Origin of the sequence: Sphingomonas sp. Ant H11 (assembly GCF_000797515.1) — a bacterium.
In the GTDB taxonomy this organism is placed as follows: domain Bacteria; phylum Pseudomonadota; class Alphaproteobacteria; order Sphingomonadales; family Sphingomonadaceae; genus Sphingomonas.
Genome location: NZ_JSBN01000213.1, coordinates 86,781 through 111,423, shown reverse-complemented (window position 1 = coordinate 111,423; position 24,643 = coordinate 86,781). Strand labels below are relative to the sequence as shown.

General features: G+C 64.6%; 20 protein-coding genes, 1 tRNA gene and 6 pseudogenes. 10 read left to right on the top strand and 17 right to left on the bottom strand.

Annotation, left to right across the window (positions count from 1 at the left end; all coding sequences use genetic code 11):
* Positions 1-7 precede the first annotated feature (7 nt).
* The 5 genes and pseudogenes from NW75_RS22505 (at position 8) to NW75_RS22485 (ending at position 5,028) form a co-directional block, all read left to right on the top strand.
* Positions 8-685, top strand: a complete 678-nt coding sequence (locus NW75_RS22505; RefSeq protein WP_033967556.1) for a COQ9 family protein — start codon at positions 8-10, stop codon at positions 683-685.
* Positions 686-742: 57 nt separating this feature from the next.
* Positions 743-1,030, top strand: coding sequence for a FeoA family protein (locus NW75_RS22500; RefSeq protein WP_033967554.1), 288 nt, complete (start codon positions 743-745; stop codon positions 1,028-1,030).
* A 1-nt stretch (position 1,031) separates the two neighbouring features.
* Complete coding sequence (gene feoB, locus NW75_RS22495; protein WP_171010535.1) at positions 1,032-2,906, top strand: ferrous iron transporter B; 1,875 nt, start codon at positions 1,032-1,034, stop codon at positions 2,904-2,906.
* Positions 2,907-2,930: 24 nt separating this feature from the next.
* Positions 2,931-3,472, top strand: a pseudogene (gene ssb, locus NW75_RS22490) (single-stranded DNA-binding protein).
* Positions 3,473-3,528: 56 nt separating this feature from the next.
* The gene (locus NW75_RS22485) at positions 3,529-5,028 is read left to right on the top strand and encodes a PAS domain-containing protein (RefSeq protein ID WP_033967552.1); all 1,500 of its coding nucleotides are present in this window, start codon (positions 3,529-3,531) and stop codon (positions 5,026-5,028) included.
* A gap of 3 nt (positions 5,029-5,031) precedes the next feature.
* Here NW75_RS22485 and NW75_RS22480 read toward each other — a convergent pair.
* The 5 genes and pseudogenes from NW75_RS22480 to NW75_RS22460 all read right to left on the bottom strand — a co-directional run bounded on the left by NW75_RS22480 (position 5,032) and on the right by NW75_RS22460 (position 9,259).
* A pseudogene (locus NW75_RS22480) lies at positions 5,032-5,434 on the bottom strand (response regulator).
* An 8-nt stretch (positions 5,435-5,442) separates the two neighbouring features.
* On the bottom strand, positions 5,443-6,108 hold the full coding sequence (gene metW, locus NW75_RS22475) for a methionine biosynthesis protein MetW (RefSeq protein ID WP_231565392.1): 666 nt from the start codon (positions 6,106-6,108) through the stop codon (positions 5,443-5,445).
* On the bottom strand, positions 6,105-6,530 hold the full coding sequence (locus tag NW75_RS22470; protein ID WP_033967550.1) for a GNAT family N-acetyltransferase: 426 nt from the start codon (positions 6,528-6,530) through the stop codon (positions 6,105-6,107). The genes metW and NW75_RS22470 overlap by 4 nt, the downstream gene beginning before the upstream one ends.
* A pseudogene (metX, locus tag NW75_RS22465) lies at positions 6,527-7,661 on the bottom strand (homoserine O-acetyltransferase MetX). The gene NW75_RS22470 and the pseudogene metX overlap by 4 nt, the downstream one beginning before the upstream one ends.
* Before the next feature lie 104 nt (positions 7,662-7,765).
* The gene (locus NW75_RS22460; protein ID WP_231565391.1) at positions 7,766-9,259 is read right to left on the bottom strand and encodes a flavin monoamine oxidase family protein; all 1,494 of its coding nucleotides are present in this window, start codon (positions 9,257-9,259) and stop codon (positions 7,766-7,768) included.
* A gap of 85 nt (positions 9,260-9,344) precedes the next feature.
* Here NW75_RS22460 and NW75_RS22455 point away from each other — a divergent pair, with 85 nt between their 5' ends.
* Complete coding sequence (locus NW75_RS22455; RefSeq protein ID WP_033967589.1) at positions 9,345-10,253, top strand: prephenate/arogenate dehydrogenase family protein; 909 nt, start codon at positions 9,345-9,347, stop codon at positions 10,251-10,253.
* A 13-nt stretch (positions 10,254-10,266) separates the two neighbouring features.
* Here the strand turns inward: NW75_RS22455 and NW75_RS22450 are convergent, their stop codons facing one another.
* The 4 genes from NW75_RS22450 to ftsE are packed head-to-tail and all read right to left on the bottom strand — an operon-like array spanning position 10,267 to position 13,125.
* Positions 10,267-10,989 carry a lysophospholipid acyltransferase family protein gene (locus tag NW75_RS22450; RefSeq protein ID WP_033967549.1) on the bottom strand — a complete coding sequence of 241 codons (723 nt, stop codon included), beginning with the start codon at positions 10,987-10,989 and terminating at the stop codon, positions 10,267-10,269.
* The gene (locus tag NW75_RS22445; RefSeq protein ID WP_033967547.1) at positions 10,986-11,522 is read right to left on the bottom strand and encodes a YdcF family protein; all 537 of its coding nucleotides are present in this window, start codon (positions 11,520-11,522) and stop codon (positions 10,986-10,988) included. The genes NW75_RS22450 and NW75_RS22445 overlap by 4 nt, the downstream gene beginning before the upstream one ends.
* A complete protein-coding gene (locus NW75_RS22440; RefSeq protein WP_033967545.1) occupies positions 11,519-12,412 on the bottom strand; it encodes a cell division protein FtsX in 894 nt (297 codons plus the stop codon). Before NW75_RS22440 ends, NW75_RS22445 begins: the two co-directional genes overlap by 4 nt.
* Positions 12,409-13,125: a cell division ATP-binding protein FtsE gene (gene ftsE / locus NW75_RS22435; protein WP_033967587.1), complete on the bottom strand. Its 717-nt coding sequence runs from the start codon at positions 13,123-13,125 to the stop codon at positions 12,409-12,411. The genes NW75_RS22440 and ftsE overlap by 4 nt, the downstream gene beginning before the upstream one ends.
* Positions 13,126-13,302: 177 nt before the next feature.
* Between ftsE and NW75_RS22430 the strand changes: the two genes are divergently transcribed.
* Positions 13,303-14,031, top strand: a complete 729-nt coding sequence (locus NW75_RS22430) for an MJ0042-type zinc finger domain-containing protein (RefSeq protein ID WP_033967544.1) — start codon at positions 13,303-13,305, stop codon at positions 14,029-14,031.
* Here NW75_RS22430 and NW75_RS27125 read toward each other — a convergent pair.
* Both NW75_RS27125 and NW75_RS27120 read right to left on the bottom strand, forming a co-directional pair.
* Entirely contained in the window at positions 14,028-14,822 is a 795-nt protein-coding gene (locus NW75_RS27125; RefSeq protein ID WP_231565390.1) for an MATE family efflux transporter, read from the bottom strand. The two genes, NW75_RS22430 and NW75_RS27125, sit on opposite strands and share 4 nt — an antisense overlap.
* Positions 14,747-15,379 (bottom strand): MATE family efflux transporter, encoded by a 633-nt coding sequence (locus NW75_RS27120; protein ID WP_231565389.1) that lies wholly within the window; start codon positions 15,377-15,379, stop codon positions 14,747-14,749. Before NW75_RS27120 ends, NW75_RS27125 begins: the two co-directional genes overlap by 76 nt.
* A 110-nt stretch (positions 15,380-15,489) precedes the next feature.
* Here NW75_RS27120 and NW75_RS22420 point away from each other — a divergent pair.
* Positions 15,490-15,576 (top strand) — tRNA-Leu (locus NW75_RS22420).
* 129 nt (positions 15,577-15,705) lie between these two features.
* Complete coding sequence (locus tag NW75_RS27115; protein ID WP_231565388.1) at positions 15,706-17,079, top strand: hypothetical protein; 1,374 nt, start codon at positions 15,706-15,708, stop codon at positions 17,077-17,079.
* Positions 17,080-17,250: 171 nt separating this feature from the next.
* On the opposite strand, the pseudogene NW75_RS22410 reads toward NW75_RS27115, so the two are convergent.
* Both NW75_RS22410 and NW75_RS22405 read right to left on the bottom strand, forming a co-directional pair.
* A pseudogene (locus tag NW75_RS22410) lies at positions 17,251-18,499 on the bottom strand (spinster family MFS transporter).
* Positions 18,500-18,577: 78 nt separating this feature from the next.
* Positions 18,578-20,931, bottom strand: a pseudogene (locus NW75_RS22405) (TonB-dependent receptor).
* Between the two features lie 175 nt (positions 20,932-21,106).
* On the opposite strand from NW75_RS22405, the pseudogene NW75_RS22400 reads away from it, so the two are divergent.
* Positions 21,107-21,741: pseudogene (locus NW75_RS22400) on the top strand (TetR/AcrR family transcriptional regulator).
* Positions 21,742-21,868: 127 nt separating this feature from the next.
* On the opposite strand, the gene NW75_RS22395 reads toward NW75_RS22400, so the two are convergent.
* From NW75_RS22395 to NW75_RS22380, 4 genes are all read right to left on the bottom strand, one after another.
* Positions 21,869-23,320: an ammonium transporter gene (locus NW75_RS22395; RefSeq protein ID WP_033967543.1), complete on the bottom strand. Its 1,452-nt coding sequence runs from the start codon at positions 23,318-23,320 to the stop codon at positions 21,869-21,871.
* Positions 23,321-23,343: 23 nt separating this feature from the next.
* Complete coding sequence (locus tag NW75_RS22390) at positions 23,344-23,682, bottom strand: P-II family nitrogen regulator (RefSeq protein ID WP_010405890.1); 339 nt, start codon at positions 23,680-23,682, stop codon at positions 23,344-23,346.
* Between the two features lie 139 nt (positions 23,683-23,821).
* On the bottom strand, positions 23,822-24,031 hold the full coding sequence (locus tag NW75_RS22385; protein ID WP_033967542.1) for a putative signal transducing protein: 210 nt from the start codon (positions 24,029-24,031) through the stop codon (positions 23,822-23,824).
* 7 nt (positions 24,032-24,038) lie between these two features.
* Positions 24,039-24,605, bottom strand: coding sequence for a pyridoxamine 5'-phosphate oxidase family protein (locus NW75_RS22380; protein WP_033967540.1), 567 nt, complete (start codon positions 24,603-24,605; stop codon positions 24,039-24,041).
* Between the last annotated feature and the right edge of the window lie 38 nt (positions 24,606-24,643).

Here is a 24,643-nt window from a genome sequence, read left to right as displayed (position 1 = left end):
CCCCCCCATGACAGACTCGATCGCCCCCACGCCGCTGGCCGATGCAACGCTCGATGAAATCCGCGCCGCGCTCGCGCCGCTGATCGCCGCCAATGCCGGGTTTGACGGCTGGGGCGATAGCGCGCGCGATCTCGCGGCGGACAGTGCAGGGGTCGATCGCGATGTCGCGCGGCTCGCCTTTCCCGGCGGCGCGGTCGATATGGTGGAGGCGTGGTTCGGCCATATCGACCACGCCATGCTGCATCGCGTACCCGCCGAGCGGCTGGCGACGATGAAAATTCGCGACAAGATCACCGCGCTGGTCGAGGCGCGCCTCGCCGAAACCGCGCCCGATCGCGAGGCCCTGCGGCGCGCGCTCGCGCTTCTCGCGCTGCCGCAGAACGTCACGCGCGGAGTGAAGCTCGGCTGGCATGCCGCCGACGTGATGTGGCGCGCCGCGGGTGATACCGCGACCGACTATAACCACTATACCAAGCGCGCGCTGCTGGCGGCGGTGTATGGCTCCACGGTCACGATCTTTCTGAACGATGAGAGCGACGGCTATACCGACACCCGCGCCTTTCTCGCGCGGCGCATCGCGGGGATCATGCAGTTCGAAAAGGCCAAGGCAAAAGTGGTGGGCCGCGCCGAACTGCGCCCGAGCCTGTCGCGCTTCATCGGACGGTTGCGCTACCCCGCCGTTTGAGAGTGATTCGCATTTAAAGCTGGCGTTGCGCTCCCGTCATTGATAATCAGTCGCATCATGGATATGTCCAACCCGGTGAAGACTGCGTCGTCTCTTCCATTGCTCAGCCTCGAGTCGCTGCCGCAGCGGCAACGCGCGACGGTGTCCGCGATCGACTGGGCGCATTTGTCGACCCCGGAGGCGCGGCGCTTGCGCGAACTGGGTTTTGATGAAGGCGTCGGCGTCGAGGTGCTGCACCGCGCCAGCCTCGGCAAGGGGCCGATCGCGTGCCGGATCGGGCGGATGACCGTCGCGCTGCGCCGCGCGGTCGCGGGTGCCGTCCTCGTTTCGCCCGTCACGCGCTAACATGCCCCCCGTCCCCGGTGCCGCGCCCTTGGTGGCGCTGGTCGGCAATCCCAATGCCGGCAAGAGCGCGCTGTTCAATGCCCTCACCGGTGCACGGCAGAAGGTCGGTAATTATCCGGGCGTGACGGTTGAACGCCATTCGGGCAAATTGGCGCTGCCCGATGGCCGCATCGTCGATCTGGTCGATCTGCCGGGTGCCTATAGCCTCGAACCGTCCAGCCCCGACGAGCGCGTGACGCGTGACTTCGTGACCGGCACGCAAGTCGGCGAGCGTTTGCCCGATGCGCTGGTGGTGGTGGTCGATGCCTCCAACCTCGACAACCATTTGCGCTTCACGCTGCAATTGATCGCGCTCGGGCTACCGGTGGTGGTCGCGCTCAACATGTTCGATCTCGCCGAACGCGACGGGCTGACGCTGGATCCGGCGCGGCTGTCGGCGGAGCTCGGCGTGCCCGTCATCGCCACGGTGGCGGTGCGGCGGCGCGGCCTGGACGAGCTGAAGGCCAAGCTCGGCGGAGTCATTGACGAGGGGGCCGCGATCCGGCTGCGCCCGAGCGACGGCACGATCGGCGAGGACATTGTCACGCTGCAACGGCGCGCGCGCAAGATCGCGATGGCGGCGACGGTTGCGGAGGCCCCGGTGCGCCGCTGGACGCACGCGCTCGATTCGGTCGCCTTGCACCCCGTATTTGGGCTGATACTGCTGTTCGCGATCCTGTTCGTGATGTTCCAGGCGGTGTTTTACGCAGGTGCCGATCCGGCCGACGCGATTGCCGGCGGGTTCGACTGGCTGAGCGCGCAGGTCAAGGACGTGATGCCCGATTCGGTGCTGCGCTCGCTCATTACCGACGGCATCATCGCCGGCGTCGGCGCGGTGGTGAAGTTCCTGCCGCAAATCCTGATCATGTTCTTCTTCATCCTGGTGCTGGAAGCCAGCGGCTATATGGTCCGCGCCGCTTTCCTGATGGACCGGGTGATGGCGAGCGTCGGCTTGTCGGGCCGCGCGTTCATCCCGCTGCTGTCGAGCTTCGCCTGCGCCGTGCCCGGCATCATGTCGACGCGCACGATCGAGGACGAGAAGGACCGGCTGACCACCATCCTGGTCGCGCCGCTGATGACCTGTTCGGCGCGCCTGCCGGTCTACACGCTGGTGATCGGCGCGCTCATCCCCAACACCAGGGTCTTGCCCTTTGTCGGCTTGCAGGGGCTGGTGATGCTCGGCCTCTACATCATGGGCGTGGTCGGGGCGTTCGTTGTCGCCTTTGTCCTGCGCCGCACGGTAACCAAGGGGGCCTCTTCGGGCTTCATGATGGAAATGCCGAAATATCAGCTGCCCCGCGCGCGCGATCTCGCGCTCGGGTTGTGGAGCCGCGCCGAGATTTTCCTCAAGCGCGCGGGCACCACCATCGCCTTCACCACCATCGTATTGTGGGCGCTGCTGAGCTTCCCCAAGCCGCCCGAGGGCAGCCCGGTCTCGGCGGTGAATTATTCGGTCGCCGGGCGCATTGCCAACACCATCGAACCCGCTTTTCGCCCGATCGGCTTCAACCGCGACATCGTGCTGGCGCTGATCCCGGCAATGGCCGCGCGCGAAGTCGCGGTCGCGGCGCTCGGCACCGTCTATGCCATTGATACCGCAGGCGACAAAGACGAAGCCAAGATGGCGCAGACGCTGCACGCGCGCTGGAGCTTGCCGACCGCGCTCGCTTTCCTGATGTGGTTCGTGTTCGCGCCGCAATGCATCTCGACAATTGCCGTCACACGGCGGGAGACCAATGGCTGGAAGTGGCCTGCCTTCATGGTTGGCTATTTGTTCGCGCTCGCCTACATCGCTGCAGGAGCGGTCTATTGGGCCGCCATCGGACTCGGGCTTTAGCCCCGGACAGCGCAGGAAAAGACTATGGCGGGCGGCAGCGTCAACAAGGTAATCATCGTCGGCAATCTCGGGCGTGACCCGGAAAGCCGCACCTTCCAGAATGGCGGCAAGGTCGTGAACCTGCGCATCGCCACGTCGGAGACGTGGAAGGACAAGAATACCGGCGAGCGCAAGGAACAGACCGAATGGCATTCGGTCGCGATCTTCAACGAAGCACTTGGCGGCGTGGCGGAGCGCTATCTGCGCAAGGGCTCGAAGGTCTATATCGAAGGCGCGCTGAAAACCCGCAAATGGCAGGATGCCAGCGGCAACGACAAATATTCGACCGAAATCGTGCTGCAGGGCTTTAACGGCGTACTGACGATGCTAGACGGTGCGCCCGGTTCAGGTGGCGGCGGCGGTGGGCCCCGCGCGACGATTTCGGCGGCAATGACGATTTCGGCGGCGGTTCGGGCGGCTATGGCGGCGGCAATCGCGGTGGATCGCGCGGCGGCGGGGCCCCCGCCGGTGGCGGCGCAGCACGTGGCGGCTTTGCCGACGATCTGGACGACGACGTTCCGTTCTGAACCGAACGCGCTCTGCCGCGTTGGGCCAAGCAATGACCGATTTCTCCTCTCCCGCCATGTCCAACCGCTCGGGCTGGCGGATCGACGAGCGATTGCGCACTGCTGCCATCGCCGAATATGGCGTGGAGGCGCTACGCGACGATGCGGCGCTTACGCGAATCACGGATTTCGCGGCGGCTTTGTGCGATGCGCCGGTTGCCTTGGTCAGTATCGTCGAAGAGCATCGCCAGACCTTCCTGGCGCGTACGGGAGTGGAGCCGACCGAGACTCCTCGGGAAACCTCGTTTTGCGCGCATGCGATGGTGCTGGACGATATTCTCGAAGTGCCGGACGCGACGATCGATCCGCGCTTCGCCGATAACCCGCTGGTGACGGGTGCGCTTGGCATCCGCTTTTATGCCGGGATGCCGTTGGTTCGCGAGGACGGCCTGCCGCTGGGCGCGCTGTGCGTGATCGATACGGTGCCGCGCCCCGGCCTGACCGAGCTTCAGCGCCAGGGGTTGCGTGTGCTGGCCGCCGACGTTCTGGCGCGGCTCAGCGACAATCGCAGCGCAGCGCAATCGCGTGCCAAGCTCGACGATAGCGAAGGGCGCTTTCGCGTGCTTGCCGACACCATGCCGCAGATGGTCTGGTCGACTCGAGCCGACGGTTTCCATGATTATTACAATGCGCGCTGGTATGAATTTACCGGGATGCCAGTTGGCTCGACCGATGGCGCGGAGTGGAACGGCATGTTTCACCCGGAGGATCAGGAACGGGCCTGGACGATATGGCAACACTCGCTGGCAACCGGCGCGCCGTATCAGATCGAATATCGCCTGCGCCGGGCCGACGGCCAATATCGCTGGACGCTCGGTCGCGCGCTGCCCATGTATGACGATAACGGCACGATCGTACGCTGGTTCGGCACCTGCACCGATATTCACGAACAGAAGGAAGCAAGCGAGCAGCGCGAAATCGTCGCGCACGAGCTGAGCCACCGCATCAAGAACATCTTCGCGGTAATTTCGGGTTTGATCAATTTGTCCGCGCGCAGCAATCCCGGCTTCGGCCCGATCGCCAGCGATTTACGCGAGCGGGTGACCGCGCTCGGCCGCGCGCACGATTTCGTGCGGCCGCACAGTGCGCAATCGCGCCCGTCCGTCTCGCAAAACAGCCTGCATGGCCTGCTGAGCGAACTGTTCCTGCCCTATCAACCCGAAGCCGCCCCCCGCATTTATGTGCAGGGCGTGGATTTCGAAATCGACGATCGCTCGGCGACGCCGCTGGCCTTGCTGTTCCACGAGCTTGCCACCAACGCCGTGAAATATGGCGCATTGTCGAGCGACGCGGGTGTCGTCGAGATCGCAACCCGCCGCGATGGCGAACGCGCAGTGCTGGAATGGCAGGAGCGCGACGGCCCGGTCGTCAACGTTCCGACCAAGACCGGGTTCGGCTCGCAATTGATCGAACTGAGTGTGGTTCGTCAATTGGGCGGGACCGTAGAGCAACGGTGGGAGCCGGACGGGCTCCGCGTGGCCATCGCCATTCCCAACCCGGCCCTGCGCCGCGACTAAGCCTTAATTGGTGAGCGGGACGAAGTCCGCGCTGGTGGTGGCGCTGGCGTCAACCTCCGCCGACGCGCTGGCAATGGCCGCCGCCGCCAGGATGGCCGCTTCGCTGAACGGCTTGCGGACATAGCCAAGCGCCCCGCTGGGATGCGCGATCTGTCCGGGATTGGCGGTGACGAAAAACGACCTTGACCCCATAATCCCGCGCCAGCGTGCGCGCGAGTTCAGGGCCGGTCGGACCATCGCGGAGATTGATATCCACCAGCGCGAAGCTGCAATCGCGCGCGGCATCGATCGCCCCGTCGCGATCGGCTGCAATCGCCTTCACCGCATAACCGGCATCAACCAGAATACGTTCGAGGTCGAGCGCGACGAAAATCTCGTCTTCGACAATGAGGGCAGTGGCGGGCATGGCGTTTTTCATTCGGATAGGGACCTGGGACTATCTAACCCGGTATCGGGGGTGATGGTTCCTTGATCTCGCTCAATCCTTTCGGACAAGGCCGCCCAATTGGAACACCGCATGTTCCGCCAACAAATTGGCCTGCACCGACCCGGTCTGTTGATCGCCGGACAGGAACCACGCGCCCTGCACCTCAATCCCGCGCGCTTCACAAAGGCGCGAAAGTCTTCGATCGTCACGTGATGGATGTTGGGGGTATCGAACCATTGTTCGGGCAACAGCCGCGTTACCGGCATCCGCCCGCCCCACAATAGCGACATCCGCACGCGCCAATGCGCAAAATTCGGGAAGGAGACGAAGGCTTGTCGCCCAACGCGAAGCAAATGATCGAGCACCACGTCCGGGCGGCGCGCGGTCTGCAAAGTCTGGCTTAGGATTGCGTAATCGAAGCTCGCATCGGGATAATCCGCCAGATCGATATCGGCATCGCCCTGGATTACCGACAGCCCCCGCGACACGGCCGCCGCCACATTCGCCGAATCCAGCTCCAGTCCGCGCGCATCGACACCCTTGGCGTCGCGCAACGCCGCCATCAGCGCGCCATCACCGCAGCCGACATCGAGAACGCGGCTGCCGGGTGCGACATGGTCGGCAATGATCGCGAGATCGGGGCGCAATGTCATGACCGCAGGCTCGCCGCAAAGACCGGATCGAGCCGTTCCATATAGTTTTCCGGTCGGATCGGCGCGTGAAAGCCGAGCGCCGCGTACACGCCATGCGCATCCCGCGTGACCAGGGCGATCCGCCGGATCCCTGCATAATCCGGGTGATCAACGTACCATTGCACCATCCGCCGCCCCAAACCCTGGCCGCGTACCGCCGAATCGACCCAGACGTCGGCGATCCAGGCAAAGGTCGCCCGGTCGGTGATCGCGCGGGCATAGCCCACCTGCACGCCATCCCGATAAGCGCCCAGGCAATGCGACCCCGCGATCGCGCGTTCGACCAGATCGCGCGCTATGCCCGGCGACCAGTAACTCGATGCCAACCAGCCATGCACGCGCGCGACATCAAGCCGCGCTTTGTCGTCGGACAGCGTGATCATGCGCCCGCCCTCAGAAAACCGTCCACCACGCGATTCATCTCCGGCGCGTCGAGCAGAAAAGCGTCATGGCCGTAAGGGCTCGACAACTCCACGAAGCTGACCGGCGCACCCGCCGCGTTGAGCGCGTGTACGATCGCACGCGAGGCCGGGGTCGGATAGAGCCAGTCGGTATCGAAACTGACCAGACAGAAGCGCGCCTTGGTGGCGCGAAAGGCGTTGGCCAAATGCCCGCCATGCTCCGCCGCGAGATCGAAATAGTCGGTCGCGCGCGTGATGTAGAGATAGGAATTCGCATCGAAGCGATCGACGAAGCTGATGCCCTGATGCCGCAAATAGCTTTCGATCTGGAAGTCGGCGTCGAACCCGAAGCTGATCGCGCCATCGGGCCGGTCGGGCCGCTGCTGCAGGCGGCGTCCGAATTTTTCGGTCAGCCCGGCTTCCGATAAATAGGTGATGTGCGCCGCCATCCGCGCCACCGCCAGGCCAGCCGCCGGCGGATCGCCGGTTTCATAATATTCGCCGCCGCGCCACTTTACATCGGCCATGATCGCTTGTCGGCCGACTTCGTGAAAGGCGATATTCTGCGCACTGTGTCGCGCGGTGGAGGCGATCACCACCGCAGCGCGGACGCGATCGGGAAAAAGTGGCGGGCCAGCTCAATGCCTGCATGCCGCCCATCGATCCGCCGATCACCGCGGCCAGTGTGGCGATGCCCAAATGATCCAGCAACAGCGCCTGCGCGCGCACCATGTCGCGAATGGTGATGACCGGGAAGGCCATACCCCAGTGCCGACCCGTCGCCGGATTGATCGCCGCCGGGCCGGACGACCCCATGCAACTGCCGATCACATTGGTACAGATGATGAAATGCCGCGGCGGATCGACCGGCTTGCCCGGGCCAACCATGCGCGCCCACCAGCCGGGCTTGCCCGTCACCGGATGCGGCGAGGCGACATGCTGGTCGCCCGTCAGCGCATGGCAAATCAGCACGGCATTGCTGCGATCGGCATTGAGCGTGCCGTAGGTTTCATAGCCGATTTCGACCGGCGACAGCAGCGCGCCGCCATCCAGCCGCAGCGGTCCGGGCAACCTTACATGGCGGGCAAGCCCGAAACGCGCGTCCTCAGTCATTCCGCGCTGGTTAGGATCATGCGGCGATCAACTCAAGCGTCGCGCATGCGCCCGGCTGGCGATGATCGTCGAGGCGGCAAGCCGTCCGGTCTGCGCGCTGCCATTCATATAGCCGGGATAGCGTCGGAAAGATGTTCGCCCGCGAACAAGACAGGGCCGGCCGAAACCGGAGCCTTTACGACCCCGCTTACCTCGGTCCAGATCAGCCGCCCGAAGCGCGTCAATTGGCCCGGCCGGAAATTGACATAAGCGCCCATCGCCATCGGATCGCGATGCCAGTTGGTGCGACGCACGAACGGCCCGGTGGCAGCCAGCATGCCCGGCACGCCGGGCTCCACCTGGACGGCATATTTGGCAGTCAGCGATAAGGGCTCCGGCCGGTCGGCCGCCGCCACCTGCGCGCCGCCCAGGAACCATGTCCACATGTCGCCCGACGCACCGCCGCCGCGCACGCTGCCATCCCAGCCGCTCGCCACTCCGGCCCGCGCGTTGGTTTGCCAGATGTCGCCGCCGCGCCCGACCACCGCATCCCATGGACGCGCGGTCATCCCCGCCTGAACCTTCATGTTCATGCCCAATCCGACCTCGGTAATGAAACGCGTCCACAGCGGCGGCAGGGGAACCTGAAAATCGATGTTGCGCGTGATCGACGCGGGGGTCGTGACGATCACGTTGGCGGCATCGACGGTTTTTCCGTCGGCAAATACCACGCGGACCCCGGCCCCGAACGGATCAATCCGCGTGACGCGGCGATTGAGCTGGATGCGGGCCGACAACCGCGCCGCCATGGCGTCGATCAACGCGCCGCTGCCGCCGGAAATAAGATAGCGTTCGTCGCTGCGTCCAAGAACGTCGATCCGCCGCCCCTTGACCGTCGGCAGGTTGAACACGAGTTCGATTGCGGATGCCTCTCCCGGTTCCACCCCATATTCGGTGCGCGCCGTCGCCTCGATCAGGCGACGGACCCACGGTTCGGGCATCAAATCGGCATGCCGGTCGAGATAGTCGGTAAAGCTCAGCGCATCGAGCTCGGGCCCGACCCGCGCATAATCCTGGTCCATCCGCACCGAATCGGCGTCGATTTGCCCGGCGATACCGCGCAACGCGGCAGCGAGCTTGCTCTGTGGCACCTCCTGGCCATCGGCGAGGATCATCGTGCGGTGCGGCGTGCCCTTGCGGTCGATCAGCGCCAAACCGAATTCTCGGGCGAGCGCATGCATATCGGCATGGTCGGTATTGACCAGCTGCGCGCCTGCCTCGAATGTCGGCTTGCCCGGCTCGCGTGCGGTATAGACCCGCCCGCCCAGCCGCGCGCGCGCTTCATACAGGCGCGCGTCGATCCCGGCGCGGGTGAGGTGCCACAAAGCAGTCAACCCGGCGATGCCGCCGCCGATAATCGCTACGGGGCCCGCGCTCGCCGTCCCCGCATGGCCAGGGGAAGGCAAAGCGGTTGCCGCCCCCGCCGCCGCGAGTGCAGCCAATACCGCACGTCGCGTCTCGCCTGGTCCCCCCGGGATCGGTGCCGACTGCTGTGTGTCGGTAAGATTGGCCCGTCGTGCCATCGCCAAAGCGCGCCAGACCGTTTCACTTCCCCGCATTCCTATCTCCCCACGCGGCCTCCTAGCAGGCCGGACGGACAACGCCAGCTTGCCAATGGAATGAGCATCCGCCATGCGCGACGTCATGCTGCCCTTTGCTCGTGTCACTATCATCGGTATCGGTCTGATCGGCTCGTCGATCGCCCGCGCCGCGCGCGCCGCGATGCCGACGGTCCGGCTGACCGGTTACGATGCCGACGCGGACGTTCGTCTCGTCGCAGACCAGCTCAAGCTGTTCGACGATGTCGCCGATAGCAGCGGCGCTGCGGTGATCGACGCGGACCTTGTCATCCTGTGCGTGCCCGTCGGCGCGATGGGAGCAGCCGCCGCCGAGTTCGCGGCCGATCTGCCTGCCGAAGCCGTGGTCAGCGATGTCGGCAGCTGCAAGGCCGAAGTGCTGCGCGCGCTGACCGAGGCGCTGCCCGGTGCCACGATCATTCCCGCCCACCCCGTCGCGGGGACCGAGCGCAGCGGGCCCGAAGCGGGCTTCGCGACGCTGTTCCACAAACGCTGGTGCATCCTCACCCCGCCCGAGAATGCCGATCCGCTCGCCGTTGAACGCGTTGCCGAATTCTGGCGCAGATTGGGCGCGGAAATCGAGACGATGGCCCCCGACCATCACGACCGCGTGCTCGCCATCACCAGCCATTTGCCCCATTTGATCGCCTATACCATCGTCGGCACGGCATCCGACATGGAGGAAGTTACCCAATCTGAAGTCATCAAATATTCGGCTGGCGGCTTTCGCGATTTCACGCGCATCGCCGCGTCCGATCCGACGATGTGGCGCGACGTGTTCCTCGCCAATCGCGAGGCGGTGCTCGACATGCTACAGCGCTTCTCGGAAGATTTGACCGCGCTGCAACGCGCGATCCGCTGGGGCAAGGGCGACGAATTGTTCGACCTGTTCACCAAGACCCGCGCGGTGCGACGCGGCATCATCGAACAGGGGCAGGACGATCCGGCCCCGGATTTCGGGCGCGCGCACGACTAAGACGTCGGCGTTGCTAGGCCTGCGGCGTGTCCAAGGCGTTGATCGCCGCATGGACGCGCCGCTCGATCTCGGCGCGCGGCAAGCCGGGGGGAATGGGCTCGCCGAACCGGAAGGTCACCACTCCCGGCACTTTCGGGCCGTGTTTGGGCCATATCTGTCCACTGTTGATCGCCACCGGCACCACCGGGATCTTGAGCATCTGGTACAGCCCGGCGAACCCGGCGCGCAGCGGCGGCTGTTCGCCCGGTGCCACGCGCGTTCCTTCGGGGAAAATCAGGATCGAGCGCTGCTCGGCAAGCGCCGCGCGCGCCTCGCGTAACATGCGCCGCAGTGCGCCCGCCGACGCCTCGCGATCGACCACGATCACCCCGTAGCGCCGCGCCGCCCAGCCCCATACCGGGATATCGGTCAACTCCTGCTTCATCACGATCGCCGGGTTGCGCAGCATTCGCCCCAGCTCGAGTGTTTCATACATCGCCTGGTGCTTGGCGGCATAGAGCACGGGCACCCCGCCGATATGGCCGGGCCCCGTCGTATCCCCGAAACGCGCGCCTTCAATGTTTTGATGGATACCGAGGATCGTGCGCGTCGCCCAGCCATGGAAGCGGGTCCAGAAATGCGTATGCACCACCATCGCGCGCCAGCCGAACAGCGCCGAAATTGGTGAGGTCAGCACAATCGGCACCGACCCCCCGTAAAACACCAGCATGAACAGCCAGTTTCGCAAAGCGTTCACGTGACGGCCCCGATCAGCAAGGCAGCCTTGCGCAGAATGAGCTTATTATATTCGCCGATCAGCACGGCGTAGCGCGGGCTGCTCGGCACGCCATCCCCGAACACGGTCGCGTCCCCATCGAGCGCATTGACCAGTTCGAGCCGCGCCCGCGCCAGATGCCAATCCGAGGTCACCAGCCGCACCGTCTTGTAGCCGTGGCTGCGCACCCAGTCCGCCGTCTCGTCGGCGTTGGAGCGGGTATCCACTGCTTCATGGCCCAAATCGACGCAGCACGCGAACAGCGCCGGGCTGACGCGATATTCATGCGCCAGTTCGGCCGGGCGCACTTCCGGCGCGACGCCGCTGATCAGCATGCGCTTGGCCATATGCCCCTGCAGCAGCGTGAGACCGCGATCGATCCGCCCGGCAGACCCCGTCAGCACCACAATTGCATCGGTACGCGGGCCGACAAGCGGTGCCGGCATCGTCGCCAGGAAAACCGCAAACCCAAGCAACCAGAGCAGCACGAGCAAGCCCAGGACCCGCGCGATCACAAATAGCGTCCGAGCGCACCGAGCACCGCTTGCCGTGCCGCGAGCGTTGCCAGCAGCGCGAACACCAGCGGCAATGCCCCGAGCAGCACCCAATCGCGCGTGCCAAGTGCCAGGCCTCCCAGCAAATCCGAGCCAAGCGTCGTCAATTGCCAGCCAATCAGCATCACCACGCCGCCCGCGACGACCGTGCCGAGCACGCCGCCGATCAACGTATCGAGCGCGATCCGGCGCTGGAACAGCCGCGCGACCTGAACATCGGTCGACCCCAGCATGTGCAAGACCTCGATCGTCGCCCGGTGCGTTTCCAGCCCGGCGCGTGCCGCCAGAACCACGACCGCCGCCGTGGCCGTCGCCATCAGCAAGACCAGCCCCGCCGCCAGCAGCGTGACGAGCCCCATGAAACTGCGCACCGGCGACATCCAGCTTTCATGCCGGTCGATCCGTGCGGAGGGCGCGACGCTCAGCACGGCTTCGCGCACGCGTGCCACCGCGGCATCGCTGGCCGCGCCGAGATCGACGTCGATCATCGCCGGGATCGGCAAATCGGGATCGGCACCGTCGGCCCCCAGCCACGGGCGCAGCAAGGTCGTCAGCTTGGCGCGATCGACCGCGACCGCGCGCGTTACCACCGGATCCGCGTGCAGCACGGCGAGCGCGCGCGCTGCCTGGTCGAGCCGCTTGCTCTCCACGGGCTCGACAATCTGCACCGTCAACCGGCCGGCCAATTGCCGGTCGAGCAACGCCGCCGCTCCCAGCGTGCCCAGCCCAAGCGCGGCGGCAAGCACCGTCAGGAACAGCATGATCGCCATGATCCACATCATGGCCCGCGTGCCCCGACTCTCGTCAAGCAAGCGGCGGTCGGCCGCCGATGCAATCATTCGCACGCTCATTCGCTACCGCCGGTGCCGTTGGGCGGGGGAAAGCGCAACGAACCCGTCGGGTCGAGCAAACGCCCGTGGTCCAGCCGCATCATGTGTGCCTTCTGGATGCGCCCGAGCAGGTGGAAATCGTGGGTTGCCACCACGACCGTCGTACCGAGCCGATTGAGCGAGTCGAACAGGTGCAACAATCGTTCCGCCATGTCCGGATCGACGTTGCCGGTCGGTTCGTCGGCAACGAGGATTTCGGGTCGGCCGATCACCGCGCGCGCAATCGCCACGCGCTGCTGCTCGCCGCCCGACAACGTTGGCGGCTTCGCGTCGACGCGGTCGCTGAGGCCGACCCAGGCGAGCATCTCGCGCACGGGTGCCTCGACATCGCTTTCGGGCACGCCCGATACGCGCAGCGGCAAGGCGATATTGTCAAAGGCCGAGAGATGCGGGACGAGCCGGAAATCCTGGAACACCACGCCGATCCGCCGCCGGAAGCCAGGCAAGCGCGATCGCGGCAAGGTCACCGCGTCTTCGCCGAACAGCCGGATGCTGCCGCGCGTCGGGCGCTGCGCCAGATAGAGCAGCTTCAACAACGACGTCTTGCCCGCGCCCGATGCGCCGGTCAGGAAATAAAATGCCCCGGTCGACAGCGTGAAGCTGACGTCGGACAGCGTCTCCTGGCCGGTGCCGTAGCGTAGCCCCACATTTTCAAACTGGACGATATTCGCCATGTGGCGCGTGCTGCTCGCTCTATAATCAATGCCCTGCATCTGCATCGCACGATCCGGCGCGCCGCCACAAGCGCGGGCAGCATGATCGACTTGCGAAAGGCTTGCCTAGCCCGGCTGCCTGGGCTTAGATTCGGGGGATACGTTGCCACAGGGCGGTAACGGGGCCAAAGCCGTATCATGATCCTCGAATGCACCGAGTGCCACACGCGTTACCTCGTTCCCGATTCCGCTATCGGGGCCGACGGGCGGACCGTGCGCTGCGCAAGCTGCAAGCACAGTTGGTTCCAGGCGGGCGCGCCCATGCTCGATCTGGTTGCGCGGGCCGAAGCGGCACCGATCGCGCCGCCGCCCGTCGCGCCCCGGGTTCAGGCGGACGTCGAGACCCCGCCCGAGCCTCTGCCTGCAAGCTCGCCTGCAACCGGCGCGGCGGCTTCGCCCTATGAAGACTACGATGCGTTCGCGCACGAACCGCCGTTTCGCCCACGCCGCAACCCGGCGCGGCGCTGGACCGTGGCGGCGCTCGCGGCTGGCATCGCCATGCTCGCGGCAGCGGCGCTGGTTTTCTATGCCGACCTTCCCGGGCTGGCGGGCCAGTTGTTTCGCCCGGCGACCGGCACGCCGCTGAAAATCGTCAGCAAGCCGGTCGACCAGCATACCTTTAACGGCAACGAGATTTTCGCGGTCAGCGGCATCGTGCTCAACCCCACCGACACACGCCAGCCCATCCCCGACATCCGCGCCGACTTGCGCGATGCGCAGAAGCGGATCGTGTTCAGCTGGATCATCCGACCCGAGGCGACCACGCTGCCGCCCAAGGGGCAAGTCCAGTTCAACTCCGCACAAGTCAACGTGCCCGTCAACGCGCAGGAGCTGGTGCTCAGTTTTTCCGGCGAAGCCGCGCACTAAGCCAGGCGAAGCGGCCGCCATGCAGGAGTGCGGCGGCAACCATCCCTAGCCCGGAGGCATAGACCAGCCCAAGCGGCCCGCCCCCCCGCGTGCACGAACAGCCACCCCGCCCCGCCGGTCACCACGAAGAACGCCATGATGCTGTTCACCCCCGCCGCAATCTGGTCGCCCAGCGACCGCAGCGCATAGACGAACACCACCTGCACGCCGTCGAACAGAATGAACGGTGCCCAAATCGGCAGCATCGCCAGCGCCACCGCGTGGACGCCAGCGGCCGCCGGGAACGCTGCGACGATCGGCCAGCGCGCCACCACGATCACGATCGCCAGCAAGCCCGTGAACAGCGCCGCCAGCCCAGCAGCGATCACGGTGCGGGGTACCGCCAGCGCGGGCGTGCCCTCGCCCACGGCATTGCCCACGCGCACCCCCGCCGCCGATCCAAGCCCCAACGCGACCCCGAAGGTGACGTTGTGGACCGAGAAGACGATCTGGAAAGCGTGCGCGGTCACCGGTCCGAAATCGGTCGACAGCGCGATCAGAATCGAAAAGCCCGCCAGCTCCAAGCCCGAGGCGATCGCGGGCACGATCCCGAAGCGCGCCAGCCGCACCGCACCGGGCACCGCAGCCACCCATGCCCGCCGCGAAAGATCGCGCACGCCGCGCGCCCGCGCATTGTCTGTCGTCCACACCGCCGCCAGCATGCCCCCCGCGCCGATCAGCGACGCGCTCGCCGTTGCCGCAGCCGCGCCGACGGCACCAAAGCGGGCAAGCCGAGATGGCCGCCCGACCACGCCCAGGCCAGCACCGCGTTGAGCGGCAGAACCGCAAGGTTGACCACCATCACCCGCCGCGGGCGCGATATCGCTTCCAGAAAGAAGCTCGCCGCGATGATCGTCAACTGAAACGGATAGGACAGCGCCATCACCCGCACCACGCGCGCCGCCGGGCCCACCAAAGCGGGCGCGACGCCAATGCCGCCCAGCATCGCTTCGGCAAACAGCCCGAAGCCGAGCGCACCAAGCGCGCCCAGCACCAGCGCCAGCACCAGCCCTTCGCGCAGCGTCGCCCCCGTGCGCGGCAGGTCACCCGCGCCATCGGCACGCGCGGTGAACACCAACGTGCCCGACAACCACGCCAGCCCGGCGACGATCGTCACGAAGGTCAGCGCGCGACTCGCGCCCAAAGCGGCGACCTGGTCGGTGCCGGTCAGGCCGACCACCACGATGTCGGTGACGCTCAAAATCGTCCAGTTGAGGCTGGTCAGCATCACCGGCCACGCCAGCGTGAGAATACGCCGCGTCTCCGCAACGCATCGGTCGGAGCGACTTGGGAGTGGGGCAACCGGCATCCGCGCCTGCTACGCGCATCATCCCGATTGCGATAGGCATTGCGCCCGCCGCGATGCTTTGCTAGGGGCGCTCGCCTACCAGCTGCCGGGCGTGCCCGGTGATGTTACGTGCGGCCGTGGCGGAACTGGTAGACGCGCAACGTTGAGGTCGTTGTGGGCGAAAGCCCGTGGAAGTTCGAGTCTTCTCGGCCGCACCACATTCTTAGAATCGCATCCCATTAGAGGAGTAAGGCGGGGCTGTGTCGGCGTTGACCGGTGGAATTTCCGGTTGACGTGTAGGAAAATGTTGCTCAAATGTTCTCGCCGCATAAAGCAGCGAGGGCGGCATGATCCTGATATCCGAGAGCCAGCGACGACGCGCATTTTCGATCTGGCTGCGAACCGGCAGATTGCCGCGCGTAGCCTTCGCGGACGGCATCGAACTCAAATTTAATCCCTGGCACGATCCGGCGGATGGGCGGTTCACCTTTGCGGGCTCGGGGCAGAACTATGGTCGCGACAGGACCAGCCCGATCAGACGGGCCGGTGACCATCGAGCACCGATAGGCAACCGTAGCAAGCCGAAGAAGCCGATTAACGGAGCAGGGCCGAAAGTGGGACCTTCGCCTTCCGGCCGCCTTGGCTCAACGGCGGCCCCACCTAAGCCACAGCATACGCAACCTGGCGCTCAGCGGAACTCTGCCGTCGAATTCGTCAGCGGGGTTGGCGAAGGCCTGTATCATGTCGGGAAAGAGACGGCCGCCGGGGCATATTCCCTTTTCACGACAAACCCTATCACCACGGTTAGCAATACAGCTATCGGTATTGCCGAAACGATCGATTCGGTCCTGGTAGCCGAAAACACGCCCGCGCGGATTCATATCGCTCGCGCGGTCAATACGATTGCACATGCGTCTTCGCGCGACCTTGGCCGTGCCACCGGATCGATCGTTGGCAATGTCGCGCTGGCGGCAGCACCCGGAGCGACGCTGTCGAAGGTGTCCGCCTTGCGCCGTATGCGCGCTGTAACGCCGCGCATTTCCTATGATCCGCCGCAAATCGGTTGGGTTAAAGAGAACCTTACCTCCGACAAGCCTTGGAAACTTTACAATGACCAAGCGACCGGTGCTCGGTCCGGCCAAGCGCCGACCTTAACCCGGACCCTTCCCAATGGATCGAGGCGGCCGGTCAAATTCGACGGGGTGCATGGCGAATATGTGGTTGATAGAAAATGGGCCATTCGGGATCAGCCGCGAGCACGAGCGCAAGTCTTGCGCCAGTCCGAAGTTTTGTCGCAGCATCGCCTCATCGGCGTTTGGGAAGTTCCTAATGAACACGAGCGCCTTGCGGCTATAAAATTACTAAAAAAAGTTGAATGTTACGAACATAAAAATCAGGATCGTGAAACCATGATTGCAATTCAGATCGCACGAATTATTGCTCATTTTTCGCTTTTTCTTGACCTCACGGAAGACGATATTCTCGATCCCGACGAGGCTATCCAGATGATGGAGTTGCTGGGCGCTGATCTTAAGGCGCTAGATAAGACATTCCTGCGCGAACTGGTCGACGCCTTTGCGATCATCGCACCGGAGTTTAGTGAAGCGACGCAACAAATGGTGCGGGATATCCCATATTCCTATTATCTAGAGGAAGAACTGGCAGCCGACGATCCGGTGCGGCTGGCTGAGCTTGATTCAATACGAGAGGCGCGGGATTGAGAGCCAATCGGGGGAGAAATACCGACCGAAAAATTCCGGCATAATTTTTAGCATGATACTTTCATTTGACCGAGGTTTTCCGATAATCTGATTGCCCAACCTTGTCCTCTACGGGACACCACTTCTTAAACAGGCAGGGCGGCATCAAACGCTGCTTTCCAGCCCCTGCCCTCACTCCACCCAATCGCGCGTTAGAAACCGGCTGGCGAGCGCCATTAGCGCGCCCGCGACCAGATACAGGCACAGGCCCGTCGCAATCGCATAGCGCAGGGCGTCGGTGCCATAGGCTGGTGCCAAATGGTCCGACAGCGAGCCGATTGCCCAGGAGCCCAGCCCAAGCCCGATCAGATTGTTGATGAGCAGGAAACTGGCCGAGGCGGTCGCGCGCATATGGGCGGGGACGAGATGCTGGACGGCGGTCAGCACCGGCCCGAGCCAGACATAGACCAGCGCCTGTGGCAGCAGGAACAAGGCGAACGCGGCCTGCCACGATCCGGCCAATACCCCGGCGATAAACAACGGCGTCCCCACCACATAGCAGATCGCCGGAAACAGCGCGTACCAGCGCCGCCCGCGCGCCCCGAGCCGGTCGCCCAACCATCCCCCCCAGCAAAATACCCGCAACGCCACCGCTGAGCAGCAACGCGCCGAAGAACTGCCCGGTCTGGCTCAAGCCCAGACCGTAATTGCGCATGATCATGCTCGGCAGCCAGAAAGCCACGCCATAACCGCACATCGACCCTGCCGCCGCCCCGAAGGCGAGCAGCCAGAAGCTCGGCTTGGCGGCGAGGATACCGAAGACATGGGTGATCGGCACTTGATCCACCGGTGCCACCGCGCGCGGGCGATCGCGCACGATCCATTTAAACGCAGGCGCAAGCAGCAGCCCCGCCACCCCAACCGCCAGGAACGCGCTGCGCCATTCGACCGTCTGCGCGATATAGCCGCCGAGCGACGCCCCCGCCGCCGCGCCGACCGGGATGCCAAGCGAATAGATCGACAGCGCCCGCGCCCGCGTGTTGGCCGGATAATAATCGCCGATCAGCGCGTAAGAGGGTGCCACCCCGCCCGCTTCGCCGACGCCGACGCCGAGGCGAAAGGCGAACATCTGCCCGAAGCTCTGCGCGGTGCCGCACAATGCGGTGAACACGCTCCACACGCCGAGCGACAGCGCAATCACCCAGGAACGGCTGGTGCGATCCGCCAGCAAGGCGAGCGGGATCGCCAGCGTCGAATAGAGCGCGGCAAAAGCGAGGCCCCCGAGCATACCGAGCTGTGTATCGGTCAGCGCCAATGACGCCTTCACCGGCTGCGCCAGGATGCTCAAAATCTGCCGGTCGAGAAAATTGAAGGTATAGACCAGCAGCAGCATCGCCAGGACGAGCGCGCGGTTTGCCGGGCGGGGGGTGTCGGTGGTCATGTTGCCTGCCCTCAATCGTAAAAAGGGCCGGGCACCCCGCGTCGAGTGCCCGGCCCACCTGTTTGTAACCGCCGCGATTCAGAATTTCGCGGTAATCGTACCGAACACCTGGCGCGGATTGCCGTAAAAGGCGGTGGCGATGCCTTCCTTGCCCAGCGTCGGAACATAAGGGCCATTCGGAACCGGCACGTTCGCGAGATTGATCGGATTCCCAGCCAGATCGGTGCGGATATATTGATAGCCCGAGGTCTTATAGTGCTTGTCGGTGATGTTCTTGGCATGGACGCCGATCGAATAGCGCCCCTTGCCAAAGGTATAGGTCAAATGCGCGTCCCACAGCGCATAGCCCGGCTGGTCGAGGAACGGGCTGGCGGTTTCGAACTGATGCGTCAGGCTGCGATACGACACCGTGGTGGAGGCGTTAACCTTGCCCGGCCCGGCCGGAACCGTGGCACCGAGCGTACCCGATAGCGTCCAGTCCGGCGTGTTCTGGAACACGCGAACATTGGCGACGTCGGTCCCGGTCGGCCCGATGAAGGTTTTGTACTTGGCATCGATATAACCCAGCGTCCCGGCAAGCGTCACGTTCGACCCCGCCCCTGCGAAATCCCGCGCGAGAATCGCGTTCGATTCGAGTTCGACGCCTTGATCGTCGCCTTGGCGGCGTTGGTGGTGATGCCGCAGAAGGACTGCACGCCACCGATGATGCAGCCGACCGACCCCGGCACCTGCACGTTGCTGTAATCCGAATAGAAGCCGTCGAGCGCGAAGGTCAGGCGCTTTTCGAACAGTGCGCCCTTCCAGCCGATTTCATAGCTCTTCACCACTTCGGGCTTGAACAACAGATAGTTGTAGATTTCCTGATAGCTGCGCACGCCATCCTGATTGACGTCTGGTGCCGAGGTACCAGAACCGCGCGGATCGAAACCGCCGCCTTTGAAGCCTTCCGAGTAAGACGCATACAGCAGATGGTCGGCGGTCGGCTTGAAGCTCAGCGAAGCGCGCGGGGTGAAGCGCTTGAAGTTGGCGGTGCCACGGAAGTCCGTCGATGGTGCGCCGACCAGCGTCGGGCTGCCGCCAAATTCCGAGGTCACGCCGAAATAGCTGGCCTTGAAGACATAGGACTGGCGCTGGTCCCAGGTGTAGCGCCCGCCCAGCGACAGGCTCCATTGCGGCGTGAAATCATAGGTGAAATCGCCGAAGATCGAGCTGGTTTCGGTCCGCACGTCGCCAGCGGTATAGGCGTCAAAATTGGGGAGCGTCGTCGACAGCAGCACGTCGAAACCGGTCGAAGCCTTGGCCCCCAGATAATAGAAGCCGACCAGGCCGTTGAGCTTGTCGCTCTTGTAAGCGAGTTGAAATTCCTGGCTGGTCTGTTCGTTGCGATACACGGCGGGCACATCGACATCGACCGCGGGCAGCGCGTCAAAGTCGATCGGTGTAAAGGAACGATCCTTGCGGAACGCACTGATGCTCTTCAGCGTCAGATGGTCGGTCAGTTCGCCCGTCGCGACCAGCGAAAGCCCGCCCGCCTGGATGTTCTGGCGCGGGTTGTTGAGCCCGGCGCGGGTGTCGAAGGGGTTGGATTGCACCGGCGTCGCGGTCAGCAAGCTGGTGATCAGTCGCGATCCGTTGCGAGCGTTCGATTTATCCTCGGTGTAATCGCCGGTCAGCCGCAGCGACATCCGCCCGTCGGGCGACGCAAACTCGATCGTGCCGCGCCCGGCCCAGACGTTCTTGTTGTAATTGTCGATGTTGAGGTTGGTGTTGCGCCCGAAGCCGTCACGCGTCAGCCGCGCGCCCGACACGCCAATCTTGAACAGCGATCCGACCGGCGTCGACAGGCTGACGATGCCGTCGGCCTGGTTGAACGACCCATAGCTCGCCTTGAAACTCGCCTCGGGCACATCGGCCAGGCGCTTGGTAACGTATTTGACCGCGCCGCCAATGGTGTTGCGGCCATAGAGCGTACCCTGCGGCCCGCGCAGCACTTCGATTCGATCGACTTCGTACACATCCAGAACCGCCGCCTGCGGCCGGTTGAGATAGACATCGTCGAGATAGATGCCGATCCCCGCCTCGAAGCCGGGGACCGGATCCTGCTGGCCAACGCCGCGGATGAAGGCGGCGAGCGTGGAATTGGTGCCGCGCGCATCCTTCAGCGTGGTGTTGGGGGTAACGTTCTGGATATCGGTCAGATCGACCACACCCGTCTTTTCGAGTCGGTCGGCGCTGAAGGCGGTCACCGCGATCGGCACATCCAGCAAGGTCTCCGCGCGGCGGCGCGCGGTGACGACGATGTCGCTGTTCTCGGCGACCGCTTCCGGTTCTGCTGGCGTCGGGGTGGTCTGGGCCATGGCAGGCGCGGCGACCATGGCAGCAAGCGCGACGCTGGCATTGAGCAACAGGCGCACGGAATTCAGGCGTGTCATCGGTTTTCCCCTCCTGCGGCGCATCCACATGGCCCGATATGCATCCGGGTTGTGCGCCTGTGCTTCTCGCTTTACTGAAACATGAACCAGGTTTCAACTTGGGATTTGGGGAGGACCATACGATGGCAGCCAAACGTGGCGTGGTGGCAACAGCGACGCGGCGCAAGCGGGCGATCTGGCCGCGCGCGGCGACGCTGTGCGCCTCGACGACTCGGCAAGCGCCGGCAAGGCACCGCGCACCGAGCGCGGGCGCAAGACGTTGCGCGCCATCCTCGATGCGGCGGCGATCGAATTCGGCGAGCGTGGGTTCCACGAAGCCTCGGTCAGCGGCATCACGCGTCGGGCCGGTGTCGCGCTGGGCAGTTTCTACACCTATTTCGATTCGAAGGACGCCGTATTCCGCGCGCTGGTGCGCGACATGTCGGATCAGGTCCGCGACCGCGTCGCCCGGCGATTCGCGCAGCACCCGACCAGATCGCGGCGGAACGTGCCGGGCTGCTCGAATTCATCGCCTTTGTGCGCGGGCACAAGGAAATTTACCGCATCATCGACGAAGCCGAATTCGTCGATCCCGAATCCTTCCACCTGCATTATGCGACGACCGCCGAGCGTATCGCGGCACGGCTGAAGGCAGCGGCGGCGCGCGGCGAGATCCGTAGCGACGTGTCCGAAGTCCACGCCTGGGCGGTGATGGGTATGAACGTGTTCCTGGGGTTGCGCTACGGCGTGTGGACCGATGACCTCGCCCCCGAGGCGGTCGCCGACGTGATTGCCGATATGCTGGTCAACGGCCTGGCCGCGCAGCCTTAGCCACCTTCGCCCCTGTCCGGGCCTTCACAAAGAAAAAGGGCCGGTGCGTTGCCGCACCGGCCTTAGGTCGTCCGCAGGAGGAACATGGTTTGCTGCCGGGCTCCCCCGAACCCGGCAGCCAATCTCTTCAATAGTGGTAAGCGCGTTCGCCATGTTCGGCGATGTCGAGGCCTTCCTGCTCGACATCGGCGCTGACACGCATGCCCCAGGTCTTGTCGATCAGGACGAACAGCACCGCTGCACCGACGCCCGACCAGACCAGCGTCAGACCGACGGCCCAGCATTGGGTGATGACTTGGCCGAGCATGTCATAGCTGCCAGCGACCATGGTGCCGGGCTTGGTCGCGTAGTCGGCGATGCCCTGGCCACCGAGTTTGGGCGAAACCAGGATCCCGGTCGCGATCGCGCCGGTGATGCCGCCGACACAGTGCACGCCGAACACGTCGAGCGAGTCGTCATATTTGAACCACGACTTCACCTTGGCGACGAAGAAGAAGCAGAGCGGCGAGACGATCAGGCCGAGCACGACCGACCCCATCGGCCCGGCATAACCCGAGGCCGGGGTGACCGCGACGAGCCCCGCCACGACACCCGAGGCAGCCCCCAGCAGCGACGGCTTGCCGCGCACGATCTGTTCGACCAGCAGCCAGGACAGGCCAGCAGCGGCGGTGGCGACGAAGGTGTTGATGAAGGCAACCGAGGTGACGCCATTGGCTTCGAGGTTGGAACCGGCGTTGAACCCGAACCAGCCGACCCACAGCAAGCTGGCACCGATCATGGTCATGGTCAGCGAGTGCGGCGGCATCGGCTCCTTGGGGTACCCCAGACGCTTGCCGAGCAGGATGCACATCACCAGACCGGTGATACCGGCGTTGATGTGGACGACGGTGCCGCCAGCGAAATCGAGCGCGCCCCACTGGAACAGCTTGCCCGCATCGGCATTCTGCGCGGTCAGTGCGGCTGCGCCCTTAAGCGCCGCCGAAGCAATCGCGTCCGGCCCGCCCCAATACCACACCATGTGTGCGATCGGGAAATAGACCAGCGTCACCCACAAAGCGGTGAACAGCATCAGCGGCGAGAATTTCACCCGCTCCGCCACGCTGCCAATGAACAAGGCCGGCGTGATGCAGGCAAAGGTCATCTGGAAGCAGATATAGGCATATTCAGGGACATAGACCCCGTTGGAGAAGGTCGCTGCCTGGCTGTTCGCGTCGACGCCCATCAGGAACGCCTTGGAGAAGCCGCCGAAATAAGCGCTGCCGCCGGTAAAGGTGACCGAATAGCCGTAGGTGACCCAGATCACTGCGACCATGCACACGATCATCAGCACCTGCGTGAGGACGCTGAGCATGTTCTTGGTGCGCACCAGGCCGCCATAGAACAAGGCAAGGCCGGGCACCGACATCATCAGCACCAGTAGCGAGGAAACCAGCAACCAGGCGGTATCGCCCTTGTCGACGGTGGCCTTTGGAATCGGCGAGACGGCCGCCGCCGCCGTGGTCTGCGCCCAGGCCGGGAGCGCGGCGAAGACGGCAGCCCCCGCGAGCGCCGCCAACCCCAATTTGGTCGATGCTTTCATCTTTACCCCCTTAACAGCCCCGCTCACAGCGCGGTCTCATCGGTTTCGCCGGTGCGGATGCGGACCGCCTGCCCGACATCGAGCACGAAAATCTTGCCGTCGCCGATCGCGCCGGTATTGGCCGACGCCTGGATCGCCTCGACGACCTTGTCGGCAAGATCCGCGCCGCAGACGATCTCGATCTTGATCTTGGGCACCATGTTGGTGCTGTATTCCGCACCGCGATAGATTTCGGTCTGGCCCTTCTGGCGGCCGAATCCCTTGACCTCGGTAACGGTCATCCCGGCAACGCCGATTTCGGTGAGCGCTTCGCGCACCTCATCAAGCTTGAAGGGTTTGATGATGGCTATGACGAGCTTCATGCGACAACCGCCCCTGGTTATGGACCCCGAGGGCTTCTACGCAATGACCGTGCCAGAGTTAGAAAGACGCGTTTCCGCGCACAAACGCGTCAGGAAAGATTACCGATGGGTAAATTTTTGTGCAGTCGCGAAGGTCTGCCTAAGAATCGGGCAGCGCTGCGATGATCTGCCGCGCGGCCTCGATATCGTCCGCATCGACCATCACGCGCACGGGGATGAAGAACTGGCTCCCATCCGCAATGCTGGCATTGCCGTCGAGCGCGAACGCCGGAATCCCCTCGGACTCGAGTAGTCCGATCACGATATGCGCTTCGTTGCGCGCAAAGCGGCCCAGCTCCGCCAGACTCATGGGTGAATCACGCGACAGGCAGGTCGAAGGTCGGCAACACCGCCTGCACGCGCACGGGCAGGCCGTCGATGCTCGTCGTGCGATCCGCGATCTTGGCGAGGCGCGCCTCCGGATCTTGCTGGGCGTGATATTTGACCAGCGTGTCGCGCGGACGATCGAGCGTCATATGCGGCACGCCCCATCCGCAACTGGTCTGCACGCTGTCCACCGCGATGTCGAACACCTGCCGCGCACCGGGCAAGCGCGGAAAATGCTGGGCGAGCGCGTCGAACTCCGGCTCCCCCGCAATCACGAAACGCCCGGTGCCATACAGCCGCAAAATCAACGCCGGATTGTCGAACGCGCAGAACATGATGGTGATGCGCCCATCGGCGGCGAGATGCGCCTGCGTTTCGTTGCCCGATCCGCCAAGGTCGAGATAGGCAACGCGATTGGGCCCGAGCACGCGAAAGCTGTCCATGCCCTTGGGGCTGAGGTTGATGCGCGCGCCCTCCGCCGCCGTCGCCACGAAAAACACCGGCTGCCGCGCAATGAAGGCGCGGTGCTTGTCGTCAAGGGCGCGAAAGAACTCCATCGCAACCGCTTAACATAAGCGCATCCCTTTGGCGATGT